The organism is Rhodococcus parequi (assembly GCF_046042785.1).
Lineage (GTDB): Bacteria > Actinomycetota > Actinomycetes > Mycobacteriales > Mycobacteriaceae > Prescottella > Prescottella parequi.
In genome coordinates, this window is sequence record NZ_JBDLNV010000008.1 from 1 (window position 1) to 14,167 (window position 14,167).

The following is a 14,167-nucleotide window of genomic DNA, read 5'->3' on the forward strand; positions in this document are numbered from 1 at the left end:
CGCCTCCCGCACGGCCGCGAGCGCGCCCTGCTGGTCGCCGTCGGCGTGCTGCTGTCCCGCCCGCCGGGCCAGCAACCGGACGCGGGCCAGGTCGACCTGCTCCGGCGCGAGGGCGAGGCGGTAACCGGCCGGGCCGGCCTCGACCGCCCCGTCGGGCAACGCCGACCGCAGCCGGGAGATCTGGGTGTGCAGGGCATTGGCCGGCGACTTGGGCGGGCTGTCGCCCCACACGTCCTCGACGAGGGCGGACGCGCTACGACTGTGCCCCGGACGCCGGGCCAGCGCGACCAGCAGGCTGCGAGCGCGGGGACCGGGCAACGGAACGAGCACACCGTCCCGGCGTGTGGCGATGTCACCCAGCAGGGCCACGTCCACCGGCGGTCCTGTGGGTGCCGGAGTCTCGGAATCGCTCGTCACTGGTTGCACCGGCGCCCAGCCTATGGGAGCAACCGACCGTGCGGCCACCCGATTCGGCGGGGGTGAAAGGATCGCCACATGGCTACTGTCTCCCAGTGGATCGAAGGCGCCCGGCCGCGCACCCTTCCGAACGCGATCGCGCCGGTGTTCGCCGGTACCGGTGCGGCGGCGTCCCTCGACGGCGCGGTGTGGTGGAAGGCGCTGCTCGCGCTGGTCGTATCACTCGCGTTGATCGTCGGTGTGAACTTCGCCAACGACTACTCGGACGGCATCCGCGGCACGGATGACGAGCGGGTCGGTCCGCTGCGCCTCGTGGGATCGGGGCTCGCCTCCCCGGCGTCCGTGAAGGCCGCCGCGATGGGGTGTTTCGCGGTGGCGGCCGTGGCCGGTGTCGCACTCGCCCTCGTGTCGGCGTGGTGGCTGATCCTCGTCGGCGCGGTGTGCATCCTCGGCGCCTGGTATTACACGGGCGGCAAGAAGCCTTACGGCTACAGCGGTTTCGGTGAGATCGCGGTATTCGTGTTCTTCGGTCTGGTAGCAGTGCTCGGCACCGAGTTCGTGCAGGCCGGTCGCGTCGACTGGGCAGGCCTGCTCGCGGCGATCGCCGTCGGCTCGTACTCGAGTGCGGTCCTGGTGGCGAACAACCTGCGCGACATCCCCACCGACACCGAGTCCGGGAAGATCACGCTCGCAGTCAAGCTCGGCGACGCCCGGACCCGCGCCCTGCACCTGGTGCTGCTGGTGGTGCCGTTCGTGGTGACCCTTGCGTTGGTGGCGCGGACGCCGTGGGCCCTCGTGGGCCTCCTCGCGCTTCCGTTGGCGGTCAAGGCCAATGCCCCCGTGCGCAGCGGTGGCCGCGGCCCCGCACTGATCCCCGCCCTCGCGGTCACAGGGCAGTCGATGCTGGTGTGGGCCACGGCCACCGGTCTCGCGCTAGGCCTCGGCTGAGGGACGGCCACGCTCGGCGCGGTGCTCCAGCACGTTGACGATCTTGCCGTCGGGGTCGCGGACGAAGAACCGTCGTACGCCCCACTCCTCGTCCTGAAGCGGGTGGACGATGGTCGCGCCGCGCGCGACCATCGCGTCGTGGACCGCGTCCACGTCGTCCACCTCGACGCTCATGTCCGGATGCACCGGAGCGGTCGCGTCGTCACCCAGGAACGTCACCTGGGCGGTGGGATTCGACGGCGACGCCATCGTCATCACCCACCCCTGGTGCATCACCACGGTGAAGCCGAGCGCGCCGTAGAAACTGCGGCTCGCGTCCAGCGACGCCGCCCGGATGTCGGGGACGACCCGCCGGATCGTCATGTCACTTCTTGTCCGGGACGAGGGCGCTGAGCACGAAGTTCACCACCGAGATGATGAGCGCGCCCCACACCGCGGTCCAGAAGCCGTCGACGCTCAGGCCCCACTCGGTCTGCGAACTGATCCACGACGTGAGCAGCAGCATCAGCGCATTGATCACGAGAGTGAACAGGCCCAGGGTCAGGATGAGCAGCGGCAGCGACAGCAGTTGGACGATCGGCTTCACGAACGCGTTCACGACGGTGAACACCAGCGCGATCCCCAGGACGATCAGGATGTCCGTGCCGGTGCCCTCGCCGGAATCGGCGACGGTGATGCCGCTCACCCACTGCGACGCGAGCCAGATGGCGACCGCATTGATCACCAGGCGTATCAGGAATGTCATTCCCTCATGCTGGCACGGATCGTGTTCGGCGGAGTACCGGCGGTGCGGCAGTCACTCGCGACGAACGAGGCTGGCGTTCAGGCGCAGACGTTCGTGCAGCAGGTGCTCGATCGCCTCGATCTCGTCGGGCGAGCAGTCCAGCAGAATCTTCACCTCGACATCGCGTTTGGTCAGGTCGGCGGTGAGGACGATGCCGACGATGCCGGCACCGGACACGGTTCCCCGGAACACGTCGACGCCCTCGCCGTCTCCCCCGCTCGTGCCTTCGAGGTAGCCGTAGTCGACCGGATAGATCACCTCGGGAAACCGCGGATGCGCACTGCCGCAGGGCCTGTCGATGTGCAGTGACGCCCCACCGACGAGTCGGTCGAGTGCAGAGAAGAAGGCCTGCATCGTCTGCTCCATGCCCACAGCCTGCCACGGCCGCGGCAGGGCGTCGGCCGAACGAGACCGCATTCCCGCGTGAAATTTCATCGAAACGTGACCAATGCCGGGAACAGGAAATCCCGCAGATCCCACCCAATCCCGACTAGCATCCAGCCATGACCGCGCGCCGCGCCCATTGGCTGATGGCCGCCTGCGCGGGAGTGTTGCTGCTGGTGGTCGGCGTGGTGGCCGGCCGAACAGCGGTCGGGGACGATGCCTCCGTGCGGGCGGGCCGCGAGTACGGCTCCAATCAGGCCGTCATGTACAACCAGATCAAGCACGCCGACCCGAGCGACCACGACTTGGCCCAATGGTGCAACGAGGGCGCGGAACTGTCTGCGGCGACGCAGATCTGGTACCGCGGCGGTGTCATCCAGGTGGGCGAGCTCGACCGGCAGCGCTTCGCCGACGGCTGTATCGAGAGCTACCGCGACGGCGTCCGCTGACGGGCGGGCCGGGTGGCGATCGCCTCGTCCACCGCGGCCTGCAGTTCGGTCGCGACCGTGCGCGTGATGTTCATCGGGGTGGTCGGGAGATCGGCGACGGGGCGCGCGACGAAGACGTCGGCGGGACGGTCCGGGTGGTAGCTGATCCCCAGTCCGAGGAGCGCCGGTTCGGATCCGAGCTTGCGCGCCTTCACCGCGATGTGCCCGACGCCGCTGTTGATCTGCTGGACGCGTGCCGGATCCCCGTCGTTGCACGTGCCCTCGGGGAAGATGGCGAGAACGTCGCCGCGGTGCAATCGTTCGGCCGCGACGTCCATCATGGCGCGGCCGGCGTCGGCGACCGCCCGCAGTCCGTGATCCTTGCCCCGGAACACCGGGATCGAGCCCATCATGTCGATCGCGCGGCGCATTTTGGGATCGGCGAACAATTCGTCCTTCGCGAGCACGCGGGTTCGCCCGATGGCCGATCGCAGAGGCGTCCGCCAGGCCGTGGCCGCGAGTGTGTACTGATCCCGGTCGGTGAGGTGGTTGGCGACCACGATCAGACGGGTTCCACTGCGCAGCAATTCCTGCAACTGCGCCCGGGCGCCGTCCGCATACCGGATCTGCGGCCGGTAGCGCGCACTCAGCGCGGCGTAGGCAGCGCGAGCGAGGAATCGGTTCTGCCGGTGATCCAGATAGAAGCGGTAGACGTCCTCGTAGTTCTCGAGCGTCACTTCCGGCCGGACCATGGCACACCTCTCCTTCGGATGCCCCCGCCCGATCACCCACGGTACACAACCTACGCAACCGTAGGTTGTGTCCCGCGGTCGCGCTCGATCAGTGCAGGCGCGACCGGAACGCCGCGACCAGCCCGGGCAGAGCCGCCTCGGCGGCATCCGGGTCGGGGTCGATCCCGGCGACCGCCATCATCAGATCCGTTGCGCCGCTCGCGACGAGCGCCTCGGCGCCGTCCATCGTCCGGTCGAGGTCGATCGAACCGTTCGCCCGGCGCTCCACGACGAGCCGACCACGGACCTGCAGCGACTGCGGGTCACGCCCGGCCTCCGCGAAGCTGCGCCGCAGCAGTGCCGTACCCGCCGCGAGATCCTCGTCGGTCGCGCCCATGATCGGGATCCAACCGTCGCCCCACGTCGTCACCCGCCGCACGACAGGCTTCGACAGCGACCCCGACACCCAGATCGGGATGCTCCGGCCCGCCGCCGGACGGGGCGAGCAGTACGCGTCCTCGAACGACAGTCTGGGCGTCGACACCGCCGCCGGGGCACCCGACCACAACGCCCGGCAAGTCGCGAGGGCGTCGTCGAGCAGCGGACCGCGCTTCGCGAAGTCGAGTCCGGCGGCCTCGTACTCCCGTGCCTGCCAACCCGTTCCGACGCCCAGATCGAAACGGCCGCCCGAGACCAGGTCGAGTGTCGCGGCCGTCTTCGCGAGCACGGCACCGCCACGCAGGGCCGCGATCACGATGCCGGTGCCCAGGCGCACCCGCTCCGTTCTGCCGGCCAGCAGCGCCAGCATCGTGAGCGGCTCGAGCCAGACCGCGTCGGGCTCGGTGGGGAACGCCGACCACGTGTAGCCGGAGGTGTCGGAGCCCATCACCACGTGATCGGTGACCATGACCCGGTCGATGCCGGCGCGGTCCGCGGCGACACAGAACCGCACGAACCGGTCGTAGTCGTCCTGCGCCAGCAGGGGGCCGAAGTTCGGGACGTTGATGCTCAGGGTGGGTTTGTCGACGGACACGATCGACCTTTCGGCAAGGGGAGCGGAAGGGCGGCAGGGGTTCTCGCCGGTCACGGGTTGCGCGGACGGTTGGTCCAACCGCCCTCGGGCTTGGGGAACCATCCGCCGGCCGCGAACGTGCCGCCGTCGACGTGCACCGTGGTGCCCGTCGTGTAGCGACCGAGATCCGACGCCAGGAACAGCGCGGAGCCCGCGACGTCGTCCGGCTGTCCGGGGCCACCGAGCGGCGCCCACGTCGGCCATTTGGCCCACTCCTCCTCCGACAGCCACTCGGAGTACGGCACCTGCACGGACTCGATGAGGTCGGGAGCGATCGCGTTCACCCGGACCCCGATGCGCCCCACCTCGACCGCGAGGCTGCGACTGAACTGCGTCACGGCCGCCTTGTACGCCGCGTACACCGAGTGCCCCGGAATCGCCCGATGCGCCTCGACGGTGGTGAGATTGATGATGGAGCCGCCCCGCCCGCGCTCGGCCATCCCGGGCAGCACCGCGTGGGTGAGCCGCAGGACGTGATCGAGGTTGATGCCGCCGACCTCCGCCCAGAACTCGGGCTCGGTCTCGGCGAACGGGCGCGGCGGGCGCAGGAAGTGGCCGGCGTTGTTCACCAGAACATCCGGGGCGAACTCGACGATCCGCGCGGGCACCGTCGCGTCGAGGACGTCGTACCCGAGAACCTCGATCGCTCCCCCGGCGGCCGGGTCGAACTCGAGCGTCCGCGCCGCGTCGGCGTCGATGTCGGCGACGAGCACCTCGGCTCCGTGCGCTGCGAAGGATCGGGCGATCGCGGCGCCGATCCCGTGCGCTCCACCGGTGACGATCGCCTTCTTGCCCGCGAGCAGCGGCCCGGGACTGAACGCCGGCCGATCCGACGGCGTGACTTCTGACGACACGATTCCTCCTCGATTGACGAACGGGCGGCTGGCCCGATGTCACACGCGTCCAGCAGGACTGGACGCGTGTGACATTCGGCCATGATCGATCGGCCTCGGTGGAGTGCACACAACATTTCCCGGTTATCGAGAAACGGCACGCGTGGGGGTTCTCACGACGGGCCCCACAGCGGGCTGTCGTAGCCTCGAATCGAAGAATCACCACACGGAATCGGAGAAACCCCACATGCTGAACAAGACCGCCACCTCCGCCCTCGCCGCAGCCGGACTCGTCGGCGGCTACACCGTCGCGCGGCAGACCGGAAACCGTCAGCTCGGCGGCGCGGTCCTCGCAGCGGTCGGCGGCGTCTGCACCTACAACTGGGCCAAGAGCTCGGGTCCGGGCCGGGCCGCAGCTCTGCTCGGCACCTACGTCGGCGCGTTCGGTGGCTCGCACCCGCTCGCCAAGAAGATCGGCGCGTGGCCGTCCGTCGGCGTGGTCGCGGCCGGCACCGCGATCGCGTCGCAGGTCGTCTCCAAGGGCTGAGCGTGATCCGGCTCGCCGAACCCGCCGACCTGGCGTATCTCCCGGCGATCGACGTCGCGGCGGGCGCGGTGTTTCGCGACGTGGGCATGGAGGCCGTCGCGGACGACGAACCGCCTCCGCTCGCGCTGTTCGAGAAGCATCTCGCCCAGGGGCACGTATGGGTCTGGGGGAAGCGCAAGCAGCCACCGGCCGCCTTCTGCCTCGTCGAGGTGGTCGACGGCACCGCCCATATCGGACAGATCTCGGTGCATCCCGACCATGCTCGGCGCGGGATCGGAGCGGCCCTGATCGATCACCTCGACGAGTGGGCACGCGATCGCGGCCTCCCTGAGATCACGCTCACGACGTTCCGTGACGTGCCGTGGAACGCGCCGTACTACGCGCGCCTCGGGTTCACGGCGGTTGCCGACGCCGATCTCGGTCCCGGTCTGGCCGCCATCCGCGCGGCCGAGGCCGAACGGGGCCTCGACCGCTGGCCGCGGGTCGTGATGACCCGCCACGTGCCGATCGACGCGCCCGCTCGGACGGACATCGAGGGAGACTAGGCCGTCCAGCGCCCGGTCGCGGTGAACTCGGCGAGCACCGCGGCCGGGCCGGCCAGGTCGATGCCCTCCGACCCGACCCAGTCGTCGTCGAAATAGGTCCCGGCGTATCGCTCACCGCCATCGCACAGCAGCGTCACCACGCTGCCACTGCGCCCCTGCGCGAGCATCTCGGCGACGAGCCCGAACGCGCCCCACAGATTTGTCCCGGTCGAGCCGCCCACCTTGCGTCCCAGCACGTCGCTCGCGTGCCGCATCGCGGCAATGGACCCGGCGTCGGGCACCTTCACCATCCGGTCGATCACCTGACCGATGAACGACGGTTCGACGCGCGGACGGCCGATCCCCTCGATCCGCGAGCCGCGCTCGAACGTCGGCGCGGTGGCACAGTCCCCGCTGCGCCAGGCGTCGAAGAACACCGAGTTCTCCGGGTCCACCACGCACAGCCCGGTGTCGAACTTGCGATACCTCAGGAACCGCCCGATCGTCGCCCCGGTGCCTCCGGTGCCCGCACCGACCACGATCCACTCCGGAATCGGATGGTCCTCCTGCTGGAGTTGGGTGAAGATGCTCTCGGCGATGTTGTTGTTCCCGCGCCAGTCGGTCGCACGTTCCGCGTGAGTGAACTGGTCCATGTAGTGGCCACCGGTCTCGGCGGCCAGGCGCTGGGATTCCGCGTAGATGCGGGAGGGATCGCCGACGAAGTGGCAGCGCCCGCCCTGCGCCTCGATGAGGGCGATCTTGGCGGGGCTGGTGCTCGCGGGCATGACGGCGACGAAATCGAGTCCGAGCAGCTTCGCGAAGTACGCCTCGCTGACTGCCGTCGAGCCCGACGACGCCTCGATGACCGTCGTGTTCTCACCGACCCACCCGTTGCAGATCGAGTACAGGAACAGCGACCGCGCCAGCCGGTGCTTGAGGCTGCCGGTGATGTGGGTGGACTCGTCCTTGAGGTACAGCTGGACGTTCCACTCCGGCGGAAGCGGATAGCGCAGCAGATGGGTGTCGGCGCTGCGCTGCGCGTCGGCCTCGATCAGCCGGACGGCATTGTCGACCCAGGCCCGCGAGCCTCGCCGGTCCAGGACCGCCGTCACCGGTGCGGGCCTTCACCCCGCAGCTTCGCGTGCAGATCGGCCTTGTCGGCCCGACGCTGCGCGTCCACCGACGCGATGTCGAGGTTCACCCGCTTGCGGAGCTTCGCGAACAGGACCAGCGACAACGGCAGCGCGATGAGGACCGCGAAGAGTGCAGCCACGATGAGCGGCACGTCGACGCCGAAGGCCCTGCCACCGAACAGGATCAGGACCGCGAGCACGACGACGAGGCCGAGTCGTGCCACCGAGTAGAGGACGACGTCTCGGACCAGCGTCCCGGTCGTCACGCTGCCGGCGGCCGGCGTGCCGTCGGCTCGGGCCTGATCAGGACGGTTCTGCGCTGCTTCACTCACACGACCAGGGTACCGATCGCCCACCGGCGCCCTGCGGGAACTCCGGCCGACTGCGGTCTCCGTCACCGGTCTCAGAAGACCAGGGGCGCCACGCCCGGTCCCTGGTTGTTGAGGGTGGAGTCCCACTCCCAGACGCCGAACGCCACCATCAGACTGCCCCGGTTCCCCGTCACCACGGCGTTGCCGATGGTCGCGCCCTGCTGAAAGGCCCAGTAGACGCTGTCGATGATGTTCGTCCCGAGAAGCGGACCGCGGTTCTCGGCGACCATGCACATCCCCCTCCCGTCTTCACCGGTCTCGCAGATGCGGGGCCTCGGGCGCCTTCCGGATGTCCGGTCGGCCGTCTTCGCGTCGAGGCAGACACGGGCCACCATAGGGGCCGTCGGTGCTGTTCGTACCCGATTGCCGATTCCGGAGACACGGTTGATACCTATCGGCCCGAGTAGTCCGATTTGTCTATTACCTCCGCTTTACCAACTTTAGATCGTTCGAGTACCTGGGGGGTTGAGTGCCACTATGTCGAAGCCGGTCGACAAACGAACCGGTCCCGAATCTCTCCCCGGCCGACCGTCCTGGTGGGCCCCGAACCTTGGAGGATCGATGAGCGCACCCACCTACAACGGCGCCAAGGAAGCCCTGCTGACCCCGGGCCAGGTCGCCGCACTGTTCCATGTCGACCCCAAGACCGTCACCCGTTGGGCGCACGCAGGCCGGCTCGGATCGCTGCGTACCCCCGGAGGCCACCGGAGGTTCCGGGAGGCCGAGGTGATGGCACTCCTCTCGTCCCTCACCACCGAGGCGCATCACAGCTAGCTCCGGGGGTCCGGAACTTCGGACTCCAGGTGGATGCCGGGAACGCCCGGGCGCGGCTACCCTCGTAACCAGGAGGTGCACCGTGATCTACCTACTGGCGCTCATCGGCCTGGTGACGCTTGCGGTCCTGTTCTGGAAGGCGTTCGGGCCCACTCCCACCACCGCGGCACGCGGAGGCGGTAGGGGCGGCGGGGCTGTCGGCCCCGACGACGACCCCGAGTTCCTGTGGCGTGTGGATCGCGAGAATCACCGTCGGCACTCGGATCGTCCCGGTAGCGATTCGCCTACCGACCCGGACGCCTGACCACGCGCGAACGCAACACACAAAAGGAATCGGCCGCTGTCTTCACAGCGGCCGATTCCTTTTGTGCGTGGGAACGGAGTTTCGCGTTACGCGAGCGCGATCAGGTGAGACCCGCGTAGGAGTGCAGACCCGAGACCACCATGTTGATGATGAACAGGTTGAACAGCATCGCCACGAAGCCCGCCACGTTGATCCAGGCCGCCTTGGTGTCGCGCCAGCCCGACGTGGCACGGGCGTGCAGGTACGCGGCGTAGATGACCCAGGCGATGAAGGAGACGGTCTCCTTGGGGTCCCAGCCCCAGAAACGTCCCCAGGCCGCCTCGGCCCAGATCGCGCCGAGGATGATGCCGGCACCGAACAGCGGGAACGCGACGATCGTCGACTTGTAGGCGAGCCGGTCGAGGGTCTCGGCGTTCGGCAGTCGCTGCGCCACCTTGCCGAACGGCCCGTCGCCCTCCTCGCCCGCCGGGAACTTCATGCGGAACAGGAACAGGATGCTCGCGACGCCGGAGACCAGGAAGATACCGCTGCTCACGCTGATGATCGTGACGTGGATCGGCAGCCAGAACGAACGCAGCGCCGGAACCACGGGTGCCGCGTCGGCGTAGAGAACGGTTGCCGCGAGGAACATCAGGATGAGGACCGGCACCAGCATGAAGACCCAGAGGTCGGCCGTCTTGCGCAGGGCCACGAGGCCGGCGACGATCGCCGCCGCACACGCCATCGTCACGAACTCGTACATGTTGCCGAGCGGGAATCGTTCGGTCGCGAATCCGCGCAGCACGATCGATGCGATGTGCAGCACCGCGCCGACGACCAACAGGGCGTAGCCCATGCCGCCGAGCTTCTCGGACCACGTCTTGTCGGGCTTCTCGACCACCCGGCCGGGCACGAGCTCCGCGGTGTCGACGGGACCGCCGGAGGCGCCCGCCGCGACGAGTTCACGGTCCTGGACCGCGCGGGCACGCATCGAGGCGTACCGGGCGATGAGCAGCACCGTCGCGAGCGCGTAGATCGCGAAGGCCGACTCGAACGACCAGTCGCTGTAGCGAGCGAGTGTCTCGTTGATCGTCATATTCATCTCCTGCGCGTCGCGCGCTCGTCGTCCAGCAGTCGGGTGCACAGCCGATCGAACTCGTCGCCCCAGCCGGCCTGATCGGTCCTGGCGAGGCCACCGAGCTCTACTACGGTACGTCGTTCACCCTCGGCCAATGTAGCCGACACGGTGTCGGCATCCTTGCCGGGGCCGTTGGCGGGGTAGATCCGCACCCACACACGACGCCTCTTGATGACCAGCGAGACCAGCAGCCCCGCCATCATCACGATCGACGACACCAGCACCCACTTCTGTGCCGGGTCGTGCGAGACCTGCAGATTCACGAAGTCCACGGCGCCGTCGAACCGCACCTGGGTGCCGTCGGCGAGGGTCTTCGACTCGCCCGGGAACAGGTTCACGCGCTCCTGCTTGACGAGCCGGCCCTGGTTGATCAGCTCCTTGTTCAGCGAGAACAGGCTCTGCGGGTTGCCCGTGTCGAGACCGGTGTCGCCCTTGTAGATGTCGATCGCGACGGCCGGGTCGTTCATCGCCGGGTAGCCCGACGACAGCAGATTCCCGTGGAACACCGCGGTCGGCGCGAACAGCCCCTCGATCGCGATCTGGTTCTTGCGGCGCTCTTCCTCGTCGCCGTACATGCCACCGGGTGGGTCGAATCGCATCGCGCCGCTCGACAGGAACGTCGTGGCGTCGTCCGGCCGCCACTGCAGCGTCTCGGTGCGGATCTCCCCGTTCGGGAAGGTCACCGTGAACGTCGGCGCGTAGCCGTGGCCCTGCAGGTAGACGCGGTCACCGGCGACGCGGAGCGGGTGGTTGACCTTGAGCTGCGCGTCCCGCCACGTGTTCGATTCCAGGTCGTCGCCCGACTGGTACGAGATGTTCGAGGTGAACATCTCGGCCTGTCCGTTGTCGAGGTAGTCGGCGGTGAAGTCCTTGACCCGCACACACAGCGGGGTCATGCCGGTGCCGTCGCGCTCGTTGCCCGCCCGGAAGGAGTCGAACACCGCGGGCGACGTCGTGCAGAGTCCGGCGCCGTTGTTGGCGATCACGATGACGTTGCCCTCGTAGCTGTTGAGCTTGCCGACGGCCAGCGCGACGAGCAGCGCCACGAGCGACAGGTGGAAGACCAGGTTGCCGGCCTCACGCAGGAAGCCCTTCTCCGCGGAGAGGGTGATCTCCTCGGGGTGCTTGGCGCGGGCGCCCCCGACGCGCTTGACCACCCGCCAGCCGCGCAGCTGCTTGCGTACCTGCTCGGCGACCGCTTCCGGAGTCTCGTCGACCGTCTCGCTGCGGTGGTGCGGCAGCCGGCCGAGGTTGCGCGGCACCGCCACGGGCTGCGCGCGCAGCGCCTTGGCGTACTCGATGCACCGCGGCAGGATGCAGCCGACCAGCGAGATGAACAGCAGCACGTAGATCGCGGTGAACCAGTAGCTGCCGAACACGTCGAACAGCTCGAGCTTGTCCATGATCGGACCGAGCGTGGGCCGGGCCGCGATGTAGTCGTTGACCTTGCCCTCGTTGAGGCTGCGCTGCGGCAGCAAGGCGCCCGGGATGGCCGCCAGCGCCAGCAGGAACAGCAGCACCAGCGCGGTCCGCATCGACGTCAGGCCGCGCCACGTGTTGCGGACGAGAGCGACGGCTCGGCCGCCGGGCGACTGCCGCGGCGGGCGAGGCGGATTCTTCGGGGCGTCGGCGGGCGTTCCGCCGTCGCTCACTGTGTCTCGAACCGTCATATCGGCAGGGTCACCTCCGAGATAAATGCGTCACGGACCCAGCCGACGAACTGGTCCCACGCGCCGGTGACCAGCGCGATGCCGACAGCCACCAACATGATTCCGCCGATGACCTGAATGGTCCGGGTGTTGCGGCGCAGCCAGCCGACGCCGCGCAGCGCGCGTGCCGAACCGAGCGCGACGATCACGAACGGCAGCCCCAGGCCGAGGCAGTACGCGACGATCAGCGCGACGCCCCGGGCCGCGGTCGCGCCCTCGGTACCGGACGCGACCGAGATGACGCCGGCGAGCGTCGGGCCCAGGCACGGCGTCCAGCCGAGCGCGAACACCCCGCCGAGCAGCGGGGCACCCGCCAGGCTCGAGATGCGACGAGGCTCCATCCGCGTGTCCCGCTGCAGGGCGGGGACGAGGCCGATGAACACCAGGCCCATCACGATGGTCACGACACCGCCGACCCGCTGCAGCACGTCGCGGTTGAGGGCGAGCGCCTCGATCGCGCCGAACACCGACACCGTGGCCAGTACGAACACGACCGTGAAGCCCGCGACGAACAGGCCCGCGGCGCCCGCAACCCGCAGTCGGCCGTCCCGCAGAGTCTTCGTGCGGGTGGCGGCTTCCGACGCCGACACCGCGGGAGCATCGGCTCCGACGACACCGGCCAGGTACGACAGGTAACCGGGTACGAGCGGCACGACGCACGGCGACGCGAACGACACGAGACCTGCGAGCACGCACGCGCCGAGCGCGAGCAGGAGCGGTCCGCTCGCGGCGGCCGACTGGAAACTCTCGCCCACACCCGCGAGGAGGACGGTATCGGCCGTCATCCCTGGTCCTGCGGTTCCTGCGCAACCCGTTCGACCACCGGCTGGAGGTCCTCGACCAGCAGTTCCTTGAGGAACACCGCGGCCACCCGGTGCTGACGATCGAGCACGATCGTCGTCGGGATGACGCTGGTCGGGTAGTTCTTGCCGAGGGTGAGCAGCGTCCTCATCTCGGGGTCGTAGATGGACGGGTAGCCCACCTTGTTGTTGACGACGAAGTCCTGCGCCTTGTCCTTGGTGTGGTCGCGGACGTTGATCCCGAGGAACTGGACACCCATGTCCTTGGTGTTCTCGTAGACCTTCTCGAGATCGTCGGCCTCACCGCGGCACGGTCCGCACCACTGGCCCCACACGTTGAGCACGACGACCTGGCCCTCGTAGTCGGTGAGCGACGTCGTCTTGCCGTCGGTCATCAGGTCCTCGCCGGACACCTTGCCGACGGCCCCGCGATCGGACGGCGGATCGTAGAACAGTTCGGTCTTGCCGCCGGGCGAGACGAAGACGAACGTGCCGCCCTGCGCGACGGCGTCGTCACCGGTCGCGCAGCCCGCAACGGTGGCCGCGACAACCAGCGAGCACGCCGCGGCCGCCAAGCGGAGGGACGGGAACTTCATGCGCCGGTCACCCTCGGATCCGACGATCCGGCCGGCTCGGAGTAGACGATGTCGACGAGGGTGTCGCCCTCGTAGACCAGGGACGTCAGCGACGCGAGGCCGCACTGGCGATGGCGGGGGTCGTGCCACAGCCGCTCGCCCTGCAGGAAGCGGCGCAGCGTCCACACCGGGAGCTGGTGGCTGACGCACACGGCCTCGTGGCCGACGGCGGCGACGCGCGCGGCGTTCACCGCGGCGAGCATCCGGTGCGCGATCTGCAGGTACGGCTCGCCCCACGACGGAGTGAACGGGTCGCGCAGCTTCCACCAGTGCCGCGGGCGGCGCAGCGCACCGTCCCCGACAGCCACCTTGAGGCCCTCGAAGTCGTTGGCCGCCTCGATGAGGTTGGCGTCGGTGGCGATCTGCAGACCGTGCTTCTCCGCGATCGGTGCGGCGGTCTCCTGCGCCCGCTGCAGCGGCGACGCGACGACGTGCGTGATGTCGTGGTCCGCGAGCGCCGACGCGACGGACCGGGCCTGCGCTTCTCCGTTCACCGACAGCCGGAAGTTCGGCAGGCGCCCGTAGAGGATGCCGCTCGGGTTGTGCACCTCGCCGTGCCGGAGCACGTGAACGATGGTCCGGGTGTCGGAGTTGTCGGAGGTGTCGGCAGCGATCGCGTTGTCGGCGTCGGTCACGGTTGTGGTCCCTGCGTTTCG

General features: G+C 69.0%; 21 protein-coding genes. 6 read left to right on the top strand and 15 right to left on the bottom strand.

Annotation, left to right across the window (positions count from 1 at the left end; genetic code table 11):
- On the bottom strand, positions 1 to 417 hold a 417-nt coding region (locus tag ABEU20_RS20800; RefSeq protein WP_420166286.1), incomplete at its 3' end, for an AfsR/SARP family transcriptional regulator.
- 78 nt (positions 418 to 495) lie between these two features.
- Between ABEU20_RS20800 and ABEU20_RS20805 the strand changes: the two genes are divergently transcribed.
- Complete coding sequence (locus tag ABEU20_RS20805) at positions 496 to 1,365, top strand: 1,4-dihydroxy-2-naphthoate polyprenyltransferase (protein ID WP_420166287.1); 870 nt, start codon at positions 496 to 498, stop codon at positions 1,363 to 1,365.
- On the opposite strand, the gene ABEU20_RS20810 is transcribed toward ABEU20_RS20805, so the two are convergent.
- From ABEU20_RS20810 to ABEU20_RS20820, 3 genes are read right to left on the bottom strand one after another with little or no spacing between them, the layout of a single operon-like run.
- Positions 1,351 to 1,728 carry a VOC family protein gene (locus tag ABEU20_RS20810; protein WP_420166288.1) on the bottom strand — a complete coding sequence of 126 codons (378 nt, stop codon included), beginning with the start codon at positions 1,726 to 1,728 and terminating at the stop codon, positions 1,351 to 1,353. The genes ABEU20_RS20805 and ABEU20_RS20810 overlap by 15 nt on opposite strands.
- Before the next feature lies 1 nt (position 1,729).
- Positions 1,730 to 2,110: a phage holin family protein gene (locus tag ABEU20_RS20815; protein ID WP_005518152.1), complete on the bottom strand. Its 381-nt coding sequence runs from the start codon at positions 2,108 to 2,110 to the stop codon at positions 1,730 to 1,732.
- A 51-nt stretch (positions 2,111 to 2,161) separates the two neighbouring features.
- Positions 2,162 to 2,515, bottom strand: a complete 354-nt coding sequence (locus tag ABEU20_RS20820) for an inorganic pyrophosphatase (protein WP_420166289.1) — start codon at positions 2,513 to 2,515, stop codon at positions 2,162 to 2,164.
- Positions 2,516 to 2,652: 137 nt separating this feature from the next.
- Here ABEU20_RS20820 and ABEU20_RS20825 point away from each other — a divergent pair, with 137 nt between their 5' ends.
- The gene (locus ABEU20_RS20825; protein ID WP_420166290.1) at positions 2,653 to 2,982 is read left to right on the top strand and encodes a succinate dehydrogenase; all 330 of its coding nucleotides are present in this window, start codon (positions 2,653 to 2,655) and stop codon (positions 2,980 to 2,982) included.
- Here the strand turns inward: ABEU20_RS20825 and ABEU20_RS20830 are convergent.
- The 3 genes from ABEU20_RS20830 to ABEU20_RS20840 all read right to left on the bottom strand — a co-directional run bounded on the left by ABEU20_RS20830 (position 2,961) and on the right by ABEU20_RS20840 (position 5,618).
- On the bottom strand, positions 2,961 to 3,713 hold the full coding sequence (locus tag ABEU20_RS20830) for a lysophospholipid acyltransferase family protein (protein ID WP_420166291.1): 753 nt from the start codon (positions 3,711 to 3,713) through the stop codon (positions 2,961 to 2,963). The two genes, ABEU20_RS20825 and ABEU20_RS20830, sit on opposite strands and share 22 nt — an antisense overlap.
- 88 nt (positions 3,714 to 3,801) lie before the next feature.
- Positions 3,802 to 4,725: a TIGR03619 family F420-dependent LLM class oxidoreductase gene (locus ABEU20_RS20835; RefSeq protein ID WP_420166292.1), complete on the bottom strand. Its 924-nt coding sequence runs from the start codon at positions 4,723 to 4,725 to the stop codon at positions 3,802 to 3,804.
- Between the two features lie 50 nt (positions 4,726 to 4,775).
- Positions 4,776 to 5,618 carry an SDR family NAD(P)-dependent oxidoreductase gene (locus ABEU20_RS20840; RefSeq protein WP_420166293.1) on the bottom strand — a complete coding sequence of 281 codons (843 nt, stop codon included), beginning with the start codon at positions 5,616 to 5,618 and terminating at the stop codon, positions 4,776 to 4,778.
- 226 nt (positions 5,619 to 5,844) lie between these two features.
- On the opposite strand from ABEU20_RS20840, the gene ABEU20_RS20845 reads away from it, so the two are divergent.
- Complete coding sequence (locus tag ABEU20_RS20845; RefSeq protein ID WP_420166294.1) at positions 5,845 to 6,144, top strand: hypothetical protein; 300 nt, start codon at positions 5,845 to 5,847, stop codon at positions 6,142 to 6,144.
- Between the two features lie 2 nt (positions 6,145 to 6,146).
- A complete protein-coding gene (locus ABEU20_RS20850; protein ID WP_420166295.1) occupies positions 6,147 to 6,689 on the top strand; it encodes a GNAT family N-acetyltransferase in 543 nt (180 codons plus the stop codon).
- Here ABEU20_RS20850 and cds1 read toward each other — a convergent pair.
- From cds1 to ABEU20_RS20865, 3 genes are all read right to left on the bottom strand, one after another.
- Entirely contained in the window at positions 6,686 to 7,780 is a 1,095-nt protein-coding gene (cds1, locus tag ABEU20_RS20855; protein ID WP_420166296.1) for an L-cysteine desulfhydrase Cds1, read from the bottom strand. The genes ABEU20_RS20850 and cds1 overlap by 4 nt on opposite strands.
- Positions 7,777 to 8,133, bottom strand: coding sequence for a DUF4229 domain-containing protein (locus ABEU20_RS20860; RefSeq protein ID WP_420166297.1), 357 nt, complete (start codon positions 8,131 to 8,133; stop codon positions 7,777 to 7,779). The genes cds1 and ABEU20_RS20860 overlap by 4 nt, the downstream gene beginning before the upstream one ends.
- A 71-nt stretch (positions 8,134 to 8,204) precedes the next feature.
- Positions 8,205 to 8,402 carry a metal ABC transporter permease gene (locus ABEU20_RS20865; RefSeq protein WP_420166298.1) on the bottom strand — a complete coding sequence of 66 codons (198 nt, stop codon included), beginning with the start codon at positions 8,400 to 8,402 and terminating at the stop codon, positions 8,205 to 8,207.
- A 331-nt stretch (positions 8,403 to 8,733) separates the two neighbouring features.
- On the opposite strand from ABEU20_RS20865, the gene ABEU20_RS20870 reads away from it, so the two are divergent.
- Both ABEU20_RS20870 and ABEU20_RS20875 read left to right on the top strand, forming a co-directional pair.
- The gene (locus ABEU20_RS20870; protein ID WP_005518137.1) at positions 8,734 to 8,946 is read left to right on the top strand and encodes a BldC family transcriptional regulator; all 213 of its coding nucleotides are present in this window, start codon (positions 8,734 to 8,736) and stop codon (positions 8,944 to 8,946) included.
- 82 nt (positions 8,947 to 9,028) lie between these two features.
- Positions 9,029 to 9,250, top strand: a complete 222-nt coding sequence (locus ABEU20_RS20875; RefSeq protein WP_420166299.1) for a hypothetical protein — start codon at positions 9,029 to 9,031, stop codon at positions 9,248 to 9,250.
- A gap of 100 nt (positions 9,251 to 9,350) precedes the next feature.
- On the opposite strand, the gene ccsB is transcribed toward ABEU20_RS20875, so the two are convergent.
- From ccsB to ABEU20_RS20900, 5 genes are read right to left on the bottom strand one after another with little or no spacing between them, the layout of a single operon-like run.
- Positions 9,351 to 10,325 carry a c-type cytochrome biogenesis protein CcsB gene (gene ccsB / locus ABEU20_RS20880; RefSeq protein WP_420166300.1) on the bottom strand — a complete coding sequence of 325 codons (975 nt, stop codon included), beginning with the start codon at positions 10,323 to 10,325 and terminating at the stop codon, positions 9,351 to 9,353.
- A gap of 2 nt (positions 10,326 to 10,327) precedes the next feature.
- Complete coding sequence (resB, locus tag ABEU20_RS20885) at positions 10,328 to 12,019, bottom strand: cytochrome c biogenesis protein ResB (protein WP_420166565.1); 1,692 nt, start codon at positions 12,017 to 12,019, stop codon at positions 10,328 to 10,330.
- A 14-nt stretch (positions 12,020 to 12,033) separates the two neighbouring features.
- A complete protein-coding gene (locus ABEU20_RS20890; protein WP_420166301.1) occupies positions 12,034 to 12,861 on the bottom strand; it encodes a cytochrome c biogenesis CcdA family protein in 828 nt (275 codons plus the stop codon).
- A complete protein-coding gene (locus ABEU20_RS20895; RefSeq protein ID WP_420166302.1) occupies positions 12,858 to 13,472 on the bottom strand; it encodes a TlpA disulfide reductase family protein in 615 nt (204 codons plus the stop codon). Before ABEU20_RS20895 ends, ABEU20_RS20890 begins: the two co-directional genes overlap by 4 nt.
- Complete coding sequence (locus ABEU20_RS20900; protein ID WP_420166303.1) at positions 13,469 to 14,146, bottom strand: histidine phosphatase family protein; 678 nt, start codon at positions 14,144 to 14,146, stop codon at positions 13,469 to 13,471. The genes ABEU20_RS20895 and ABEU20_RS20900 overlap by 4 nt, the downstream gene beginning before the upstream one ends.
- Between the last annotated feature and the right edge of the window lie 21 nt (positions 14,147 to 14,167).